The organism is Curvibacter sp. GW821-FHT01G03 (assembly GCF_059422285.1).
In genome coordinates, this window is the sequence record NZ_JBWKWP010000009.1 from 293,825 (window position 1) to 301,838 (window position 8,014).

Below are 8,014 nucleotides of genomic sequence, written 5' to 3' on the forward strand. Positions count from 1 at the left end.
CCTCCGCGGCGTCTGCGGATGGGGCGCTGTGGCTGTCAAGGCCGGGTTTGAACCCGGCCTTTTTCATGGGCGGTGCTTTGGGGCACCCGGCCGCGATGGACTCAGTGGATTGGTGGACATACGGTAAATCTGGGGGATCAGGCGGGGTGCCTGCGGATAATGGCGCCCATGCTGACCTTTTTTCAATCGTTTCCGGTGCCGCTGCAGGCTGCTGCCCTGCTGGTGCTGTCCAACCTGTTCATGACCTTTGCCTGGTACGGGCACCTCAAGAGCCTGGCGCAGACGCCCTGGTACACCGCCGCCTTGATCAGCTGGGGCATCGCCTTGTTCGAGTACCTGCTACAGGTCCCGGCGAACCGCATCGGCTACACCCAACTCAATGTGGGGCAGCTCAAGATCATGCAGGAAGTCATCACCTTGACGGTGTTCGTGCCGTTTTCGGTGCTGTACCTGCAACAGCCGCTCAAGCTCGATTACCTCTGGGCCGGGCTGTGCATGGTCGGGGCGGTGTACTTCATCTTCCGGGGTGCCTGAGTCTGGCACGGGGGCGGGTTGGGGGGCTCTGCAGCCGCCCATCCAGGCCGGCCGGTTAGAATCAGAGGCTTTGTCATTTTTTCGTCACAATCTGTGACCCCCCTCAGTCCGCTAGGAGTCGCCATGCTGTTTGGCAAGCTGTTGCCCCGAGAAGGCAATTTTTTCGAGATGTTCAACCAGCACGCCCAGCACATCGTGGAGGCTGCGCGTGCGTTCTCCCAGTTGGTGGCCAACTATGCCGACCCCCACCTGCGCGAGAAGTACAACCAGGACGTGGATGCCGCCGAGCATGCAGCTGACCGCGTGACCCAGGACGTCAACCGCCTGATCCACAAGACCTTCATCACCCCGATTGACCGCGAGCAGATCCACTCGCTGATCAACACCATGGACGACGTGGCTGACCTGATTCAGGACTCTGCCGAAACCATGGCCCTGTATGACGTGCGCGTCATGACCGATGAGATCAGCCGCCTCACCGACCTGAGCCTGAAATGCTGTGAACGCCTGCGCGACGCGGTGCAACTGCTCGACAAGATCGCCGATCAACCGGTGGCCGAAGCCGCGCTCAAGACCTGCGAAGAGATTGACCGCCTGGAGTCGGATGCCGACCGCGTGATGCGCTCTGCCATGAGCAAGCTGTTTCGCGAAGAGCCCGATGTGCGCGAGGTGATCAAGCTCAAGGCCATCTACGAGCTGCTGGAAACCATCACCGACAAGTGTGAGGACGTGGCCAACCTGATCGAGGGCATCATCCTCGAGAATTCCTGATCTGGGGCACTCACATGAGCAATGTTCCGGTAGCACTGTGGGCTGTCATGGTGCTGGTCGCCATGGCCCTGGTGTTCGACTTCATGAACGGGTTTCATGATGCTGCCAACTCGATTGCCACGGTGGTGTCCACCGGGGTTCTGAAGCCCGGGCAGGCGGTGGTGTTTGCGGCCTTCTTCAACTTTGTCGCCATTTTCATCTTTCACCTCAGCGTGGCGGCCACGGTGGGCAAGGGCATTGCCGATGCGGGGGTGATCGATATCCACGTGGTGTTCGGTGCTCTGGCAGGGGCCATTTTCTGGAACCTGATCACCTGGTATTACGGGATCCCCAGCAGCTCGTCGCACGCCTTGATCGGTGGCATTGTGGGCGCGGTGATCGCCAAGGCCGGGGCCAGTGCCCTGATCGGTGCCGGCATCCTGCGCACGGTGGCCTTCATCTTCATCTCGCCCCTGCTGGGCTTTCTGTTTGGCTCGCTGATGATGGTGGCCGTGGCCTGGATCTGCCGCCGCACGCGCCCTTCCAAGATCGACCGCTGGTTCCGTCGCCTGCAGCTGATCTCGGCCGGGGCCTACAGCCTGGGCCACGGGGGCAACGACGCCCAAAAGACCATCGGCATCATCTGGATGCTGTTGATTGCCACGGGCTATGCCTCGGCCCAGGAAACAGCCCCACCGACCTGGACCATCATCTGCTGCTACATGGCCATCGGCCTGGGCACCATGTTTGGCGGCTGGCGCATCGTCAAGACCATGGGCCAGAAGATCACCAAACTCAAGCCTGTGGGCGGCTTCTGCGCCGAAACCGGCGGGGCCATCACGCTGTTCATCGCCACCTTGATGGGGGTTCCGGTGTCCACCACCCACACCATCACCGGCGCCATCGTCGGCGTCGGCTCGGTGCAACGCGCCAGCGCGGTGCGTTGGGGCGTGGCCGGCAACATCGTCTGGGCCTGGGTGCTGACCATTCCGGCGTCGGCCTTTGTGGCTGGTGTGGCCTATTGGGTGAGCCTGCAGCTGTTCTGAACGCGCCTGGGGCGCTTGCCCACTGGCCTGACAACCCCGCCAACCGGTTTTCCGGAGCGGGGTTTTTTGTTGTCAGGCGTTCAGCGATTCGTACAGGGCCACCAACTCCTGGGTGAGCTTGTGGCGTGGGTCCAGATGGATCATGGGGCGGGCCAGCTCGTGCGATTCCTTGATCTTCACGCTGGCGCTGAGGTAGGGCTGGCACACCGGCAGGCCTTCGTCGATCAGCTCTTGCACGGTGCGGCGGGGCAGGGCGGCACGGGGCTGGAACTGGTTCACCACAATGCCGTCCACGCGCAGATCGGGGTTGTGGTCGGCCTGGATCTCCTTGACGCTGTCGAGTAGGCCATAGAGCGCCCGGCGCGAGAAGTCGTCGCAGTCAAACGGAATCAGGCAGGACTCGGCCGCGATCAGGGCCGAGCGGGTGTAGAAATTGAGTGCGGGTGGCGTGTCGATCCAGATGGCGTCGTAGTCATCGGCCAGCTCTTGCAGGGCGTCGCGCAGCTTGTAGATCTTGTAGCGGCTCTCCAGCTTGCCATGCAGTTCTTCCAGCGCCGGGCTGGAGGGCATGACGTGCAGGTTCTCCCAGGGCGACGCCACAATGAAGTCGCTGGTGGCGGGCGCCCGCAGCGTGAACTTGAGCGTGGTGTCGAAGAAGTCGGCCACCCCACTCAGGCCTTGCTCCACCGCATCACCCAGCAGGTAGCGGCTGGAGTTGCCCTGGGGGTCCAGGTCGACCACCAGGGTGCGTTGGCCCAGGTGGGCGCCGATGGCGGCCAGGTTGCTGGTGATGGTCGATTTGCCGACCCCGCCCTTCTGATTGAAAACAACGCGTCGCATGACCGATTCCGTGCAGTTGCAATGGGGGTATTGTGCATTGCAACATGCCTGCGGTCAGCGCCGGATGGGTCGCCGGGGCGAGCTCGCCCGCTGCGGGGCACTCACAGGTCGGTGCGCAGGCGCCAGATTTCGGGGAACAACACCACGTCGAGCATCTTGCGCAGGTAGCTCACGCCGCCGGTGCCGCCGGTGCCGCGTTTGAATCCGATGACGCGCTCGACCGTGGTCAGGTGGCGGAAGCGCCACAGGCGGAAGGCATCTTCGAGGTCGGTGAGTTCCTCGCCCAGTTGATACAGATCCCAGTGCGCCTTGGGGTCGCGGTACACCGTGAGCCAGGCCTGTTCGACGCCATCGCTGGCCTCGTAGGGCTGGGTCCAGTCGCGCTCGGTGTGGCTGGCGGGCACGGCCAGGCCGCGGCGGGCCAGCAGGCGCAGGGCTTCGTCATAGAGAGAGGCGCTCTGGTAGCGCTCCTGCACCATGGCCAGCAGTTCGGGGCGGTGTTCGTGCGGCTTGAGCATGGCGGCGTTCTTGTTGCCCAGCGCGAACTCGATGCAGCGGTACTGGTAGCTCTGGAAGCCGCTGGAGCTCACCAGGTAGGGGCGGATGGCGCTGTATTCGGGGGGGGTCATGGTGGCCAGCACATCCCAGGCATGCACCAGCTGCTCCATGATCTTGCTGACACGGGCCAGCATCTTGAAGGCCGTCTGCAGATCGTCGGCCGCGATGTGGCGGATGGCCGCCCCCAGCTCGTGCAGCATCAGCTTCATCCAGAGTTCGCTGGTCTGGTGCTGCACGATGAACAGCATTTCATTGTGGTCGGGCGAGCGCGGGTGTTGTGCCGTCAGGATGCTGTCCAACTGCAGGTAGTCGCCGTAGCTCATCGACTGGCTGAAGTCGAGCTGGGCGCGCTCTTCTTTCACGATTTGCGCTGTGGCGTGGGCTGGGGCTGCCGTTTCAGGCGGCTCCGGGTTCGCTGAGGTGTTGTGATAGGGGCACATGGTGGGGGTCCTTCTGTCGTTGGAGGGGGGTGTTTGTGGGGTGTTTGTGTCAGGTCAGCCGTCGCAGCACGGCCCGCACGGGCGAGGCGTCGGCGTTGATCAGCTTCAGGGGCAGGGCGATCAGCTCGTAGTCGCCTTCGGGCACCTCATCGAGCACCAGGTTTTCGAGCACACGCAGGCCACGGCGCCGGATCACCTGATGGCTGTCCAGCGTCTTGCTGTCGGCGGGATCGATGCTGGCGCTGTCAATGCCGACCAGGCACACACCCAGATCGGCCAGTTGCTCCAGCGTCTCGGGGGCAAAGGCGGGCAGATCGGGGTCCCATCGTGTGGGGGCTTGGCGGTAACAGCGCACTAGCACGCGGGGGGGCATGGCCTGATGGGCGGGCAGGGCGTGGGCCAGATCCGACCAGTGCAGCAGCGGGCCGCAACCCACGGCATGGATCACCCGGCAAGGGCCCAGAAACGGCTCCAATGGCAGGAGCCCGACCGGGCTGCCGGCGGCGTCGTAGTGCAGCGGGGCATCGGCATGGGCCCCCACATGGGGCGACAGGCTGAGGGTGGCCACGTTCACCGGACAGCCCGGACCCAGAGTGGCGGCCCAGTGCTGCTGGTAGGGGGCATCACCCGGAAACACCGGGGTGCCCGCGTGGATGGAGGGGGAGATATCCCAGATCTGTTGCATGGGCGCTGACGTTACTGGCGCCAGAATTTCGTGGTGTCGCTTATTTCCGACAGGCGGCGCATTTTCTGGAAGGGCTAGAATAAGAATAGTTTTCATTCAGAAGGCGACTGTGCCGATGTCCAAGCCCTCCGTGGTCAGCTCCCCCGCCCAGGAGATGGGAGTCCATGAATTGCCACTGCGCGTGGATGCGCAGGTGGTGCGCCTGGAGTTGCCCAGCTCGCCCGAAGACCAGGAGTTGCTGTTGCGCCTGCTCGAGATCGGTTTTCTGCCCGGCGAGCCTGTGCGCGTGATTGCGCGCGGCTTCCCGGCCGCCGATCCGATTGCGGTGCGGGTGGGCCACACCACGTTTGCCTTGCGCAGCCATGAAGCGGCGCTGATCCGGGTGTCTCTGGCCGCCCCTGAGGAAAAGAGCATCTGATGACCGAGACCGCTCCCGCCCTTCGTGCCGCCTTGCTGGGCAACCCCAATTGCGGCAAGACCGCGCTGTTCAACCTGCTCACCGGCAGCCGCCAGAAGGTGGCCAACTACGCGGGCGTGACCGTCGAACGCAAGGAAGGGCTGGTCACCACACCGGCCGGCCGGCGGGTGGTGGTGCTTGACCTGCCGGGGGCCTACAGCCTGAACGCCTTGAGTGCCGACGAGGCGGTCACGCGCGACATCGTGACCGGACACCGCGCTGGCGAGCCTGTCCCTGACCTGCTGGTGTGCGTGGCCGATGCCACCAACCTCAAACTCAACCTTCGCCTGGTGCTGGAGGCCCGTGCCCTGGGGCTGCCCATGGTGCTGGCCCTCAACATGAGCGATGCGGCCCGCCGTGAGGGCATCCACATCGACCGCGAGGTGCTGGCGCATGAGCTGGGCATGCCGGTGCTGGAGTCCGTGGGCATCCGGCACGATGGGGCTCAAGAGTTGCTGGCCTTCTTTGAGCAATGGCAGTCCACGCGCCGACCTGGCCAGGCCGCACGGGCCTGGCATGCGCCTCATTTTGACGAGGTGATGGCGACCCAACTGGAGGTACGGCGCATCCTGGGCCTGGCGGTCCAGACGCCGGCCGACACCCTGCACACCGACGACGCCATCGACCGCGTGGTGCTGCACCCGCTGTGGGGCATGTTGATCCTGGCCTTCACGCTGTTCATGATGTTCCAGGCGGTGTTCAGCTGGGCGACCGTGCCCATGGATGCCATCAAGGGGGCGGTGGATGGCCTGGCTGAGCTGGTGCGCGAGCAGGTGCCCGCCGGCGTGCTGCAAAGTCTGCTGGCCGATGGGGTGCTGGCCGGGGCCGGTGGTGTGCTGGTGTTCCTGCCGCAGATCCTGATCCTGTTCTTCTTCATCCTGGTGCTTGAGGATTCGGGTTACCTGCCCCGGGCGGCCTTTTTGCTGGACCGGGTGATGGGCACGGTGGGCTTGTCGGGCCGCTCCTTCATCCCGCTGCTGTCAAGCTTTGCCTGCGCCATCCCCGGGGTGATGGCGACCCGCACGATCACCCATTGGCGTGACCGGCTGGTCACCATCATGATTGCCCCGCTGATGACCTGTTCGGCCCGGCTGCCGGTGTATGCCCTGCTGATCAGCGCTTTCATCCCTGAGCGCACGGTGGGCGGTGTGTTCAACCTGCAAGGCCTGGTGATGTTCGGCCTGTATGTGATGGGCATCGTGGGCGCCATGGCGGTGGCCGCCGTGTTCAAGCTGTGGCGCGGCCATGCCCGGCACACGCCGCTGGTCATGGAGTTGCCCGCCTACCGCTGGCCCAGCCTGCGCAACCTCGCCCAGGGGCTGTTCGAGCGCGCTTCGATCTTTGTCAAACGCGTGGGCAGCATCATCCTGGCCCTGATGGTCGTGTTGTGGTTTTTGTCCACTTACCCGGGGGCGCCTGAAGGGGCGACCGGCGCTGCCATCCAGTACAGCTTTGCCGGCCAGTTGGGCCGCCTGCTGGAAACCGTGTTTGCACCCATCGGCTTCAACTGGCAGATCGCCATCGCCCTGGTGCCGGGTCTGGCCGCGCGTGAGGTGGCGGTGGGGGCCCTGGGCACCGTGTATGCCCTGTCGGCCAGCGGTGAGGATGTGGCGGCCGAACTGGGGCCGCTGATCGCGCACAGCTGGTCCTTGGCCACGGCGCTGTCCTTGCTGGTCTGGTACGTGTTTGCACCCCAGTGCATCTCGACCCTGGTCACCGTGCGCCGTGAGACCAACAGCTGGCGTTATGTGGCGCTGATGGCCGGGTACCTGTTTGCGCTGGCCTACGGGGCCAGTTGGCTCACCTATCGAATCACCTTGATGCTGGGAGGCGCTTGATCATGTGGCAGCAATGGATTGTGGGCCTGGTGGTGGCGTTGGCCGGGGGCTATGCCCTGTGGTATTGGCTGCCTTCGGCCTGGCGCAAGCCCCTGGGGCGCCTGCAAAAGAAGCTGGGCGAGGCCCCTGGCTGTGGTGCTTGCAGCGACTGCACAGGTTGCGGCCCGGCCAAGAAAGCGCCAACAGGGAGCGCCAGCGGCCATGAGCCGCTGTGGATGAAGCCAGGCCGCTGAGCCGGGCCGCTGAAGCCGGCACAAGGATCGCCTCAAACGATCCGGTCGCCCAGTACCTCGGCATACGGGGGCAGGCCGTGGCGGGCCCGCGCCTTTTCGCAGCCGAGGTCGCCAGCCTGCAGCTCATGACAGGGGGCGGGACGCCATTCGTAAATACCACACGCCACCTTCTCACCCACTTTGCCTGTGAGGGCCGCGCAGCGCATCGGCACATGATCAGTGCCCCGCATGCGGCACGTGCTGCGGTTGACTTCGACCGTCAGCCCGGCGGGCACCGTGCCACCTTCTTCGTCCAACTCATGGATTGAAAAATCGACGCGGTAAGAGGCACAGCAGGCGCCGCAGGTCAGGCAGGGATGGCTCATGAGAAACGATTTGAAACAGATTCAGCGGGCGCTGATTCTAAAGCGCCATCTTTGAACAGTTCAAACCGTCACAGCCGCAGATCCCTGGGCGCCCGCCTGCCTGCTGCCTGGGTCAGGAGGGGGCTTGCTTGTGCGCTGTCCATGGGCGCCGATGCGCCTCGCGCCTGAGAAAACGGGCAAGGCGCAGGTTGGGTGGCCCTGCGGGCCGCCGTGCGGTTGACGCCACTCGGCCGAGCAAAAGGAACGCCATGAGTGCCTTTTGCACGTG

Annotated in this window: 10 protein-coding genes; 6 read left to right on the forward strand and 4 right to left on the reverse strand. The window is 64.6% G+C overall.

From position 1 onward, the window contains the following. The first annotated feature begins 159 nt into the window (after positions 1 to 159). The 3 genes from AC07VS_RS15525 to AC07VS_RS15535 all read left to right on the forward strand — a co-directional run bounded on the left by AC07VS_RS15525 (position 160) and on the right by AC07VS_RS15535 (position 2,330). Complete coding sequence (locus AC07VS_RS15525) at positions 160 to 534, forward strand: DMT family protein (RefSeq protein ID WP_492347952.1); 375 nt, start codon at positions 160 to 162, stop codon at positions 532 to 534. 123 nt (positions 535 to 657) lie between these two features. Then, positions 658 to 1,305 carry a DUF47 domain-containing protein gene (locus AC07VS_RS15530; protein ID WP_492347953.1) on the forward strand — a complete coding sequence of 216 codons (648 nt, stop codon included), beginning with the start codon at positions 658 to 660 and terminating at the stop codon, positions 1,303 to 1,305. 14 nt (positions 1,306 to 1,319) lie between these two features. After that, the gene (locus tag AC07VS_RS15535; protein WP_492347954.1) at positions 1,320 to 2,330 is read left to right on the forward strand and encodes an inorganic phosphate transporter; all 1,011 of its coding nucleotides are present in this window, start codon (positions 1,320 to 1,322) and stop codon (positions 2,328 to 2,330) included. Positions 2,331 to 2,402: 72 nt separating this feature from the next. Here AC07VS_RS15535 and AC07VS_RS15540 read toward each other — a convergent pair whose 3' ends face one another. The 3 genes from AC07VS_RS15540 to kynB all read right to left on the reverse strand — a co-directional run bounded on the left by AC07VS_RS15540 (position 2,403) and on the right by kynB (position 4,853). Next, on the reverse strand, positions 2,403 to 3,170 hold the full coding sequence (locus AC07VS_RS15540; protein WP_492347955.1) for a ParA family protein: 768 nt from the start codon (positions 3,168 to 3,170) through the stop codon (positions 2,403 to 2,405). A 101-nt stretch (positions 3,171 to 3,271) separates the two neighbouring features. Further along, entirely contained in the window at positions 3,272 to 4,168 is an 897-nt protein-coding gene (gene kynA, locus AC07VS_RS15545) for a tryptophan 2,3-dioxygenase (protein ID WP_492347956.1), read from the reverse strand. A gap of 49 nt (positions 4,169 to 4,217) precedes the next feature. After that, complete coding sequence (gene kynB, locus AC07VS_RS15550; RefSeq protein ID WP_494656915.1) at positions 4,218 to 4,853, reverse strand: arylformamidase; 636 nt, start codon at positions 4,851 to 4,853, stop codon at positions 4,218 to 4,220. A gap of 115 nt (positions 4,854 to 4,968) precedes the next feature. Between kynB and AC07VS_RS15555 the strand changes: the two genes are divergently transcribed. The 3 genes from AC07VS_RS15555 to AC07VS_RS15565 are packed head-to-tail and all read left to right on the forward strand — an operon-like array spanning position 4,969 to position 7,381. After that, positions 4,969 to 5,271: a FeoA family protein gene (locus tag AC07VS_RS15555; RefSeq protein ID WP_494656914.1), complete on the forward strand. Its 303-nt coding sequence runs from the start codon at positions 4,969 to 4,971 to the stop codon at positions 5,269 to 5,271. Beyond that, positions 5,271 to 7,148 carry a ferrous iron transporter B gene (feoB, locus tag AC07VS_RS15560; protein ID WP_494751390.1) on the forward strand — a complete coding sequence of 626 codons (1,878 nt, stop codon included), beginning with the start codon at positions 5,271 to 5,273 and terminating at the stop codon, positions 7,146 to 7,148. Before AC07VS_RS15555 ends, feoB begins: the two co-directional genes overlap by 1 nt. Positions 7,149 to 7,150: 2 nt before the next feature. Then, positions 7,151 to 7,381, forward strand: a complete 231-nt coding sequence (locus AC07VS_RS15565) for a hypothetical protein (RefSeq protein ID WP_492347960.1) — start codon at positions 7,151 to 7,153, stop codon at positions 7,379 to 7,381. A 32-nt stretch (positions 7,382 to 7,413) separates the two neighbouring features. Here the strand turns inward: AC07VS_RS15565 and AC07VS_RS15570 are convergent, their stop codons facing one another. Beyond that, entirely contained in the window at positions 7,414 to 7,746 is a 333-nt protein-coding gene (locus tag AC07VS_RS15570; protein ID WP_492347961.1) for a YkgJ family cysteine cluster protein, read from the reverse strand. Positions 7,747 to 8,014 lie beyond the last annotated feature (268 nt).

Coding starts and splice junctions, on each gene's coding strand:
- AC07VS_RS15525 (WP_492347952.1), top strand. CDS start 160: ATGGCGCCCATGCTGACCTTTTTTCAATCGTTTCCGGTGCCGCTGCAG.
- AC07VS_RS15530 (WP_492347953.1), top strand. CDS start 658: ATGCTGTTTGGCAAGCTGTTGCCCCGAGAAGGCAATTTTTTCGAGATG.
- AC07VS_RS15535 (WP_492347954.1), top strand. CDS start 1,320: ATGAGCAATGTTCCGGTAGCACTGTGGGCTGTCATGGTGCTGGTCGCC.
- AC07VS_RS15540 (WP_492347955.1), bottom strand. CDS start 3,170: ATGCGACGCGTTGTTTTCAATCAGAAGGGCGGGGTCGGCAAATCGACC.
- kynA (WP_492347956.1), bottom strand. CDS start 4,168: ATGTGCCCCTATCACAACACCTCAGCGAACCCGGAGCCGCCTGAAACG.
- kynB (WP_494656915.1), bottom strand. CDS start 4,853: ATGCAACAGATCTGGGATATCTCCCCCTCCATCCACGCGGGCACCCCG.
- AC07VS_RS15555 (WP_494656914.1), top strand. CDS start 4,969: ATGTCCAAGCCCTCCGTGGTCAGCTCCCCCGCCCAGGAGATGGGAGTC.
- feoB (WP_494751390.1), top strand. CDS start 5,271: ATGACCGAGACCGCTCCCGCCCTTCGTGCCGCCTTGCTGGGCAACCCC.
- AC07VS_RS15565 (WP_492347960.1), top strand. CDS start 7,151: ATGTGGCAGCAATGGATTGTGGGCCTGGTGGTGGCGTTGGCCGGGGGC.
- AC07VS_RS15570 (WP_492347961.1), bottom strand. CDS start 7,746: ATGAGCCATCCCTGCCTGACCTGCGGCGCCTGCTGTGCCTCTTACCGC.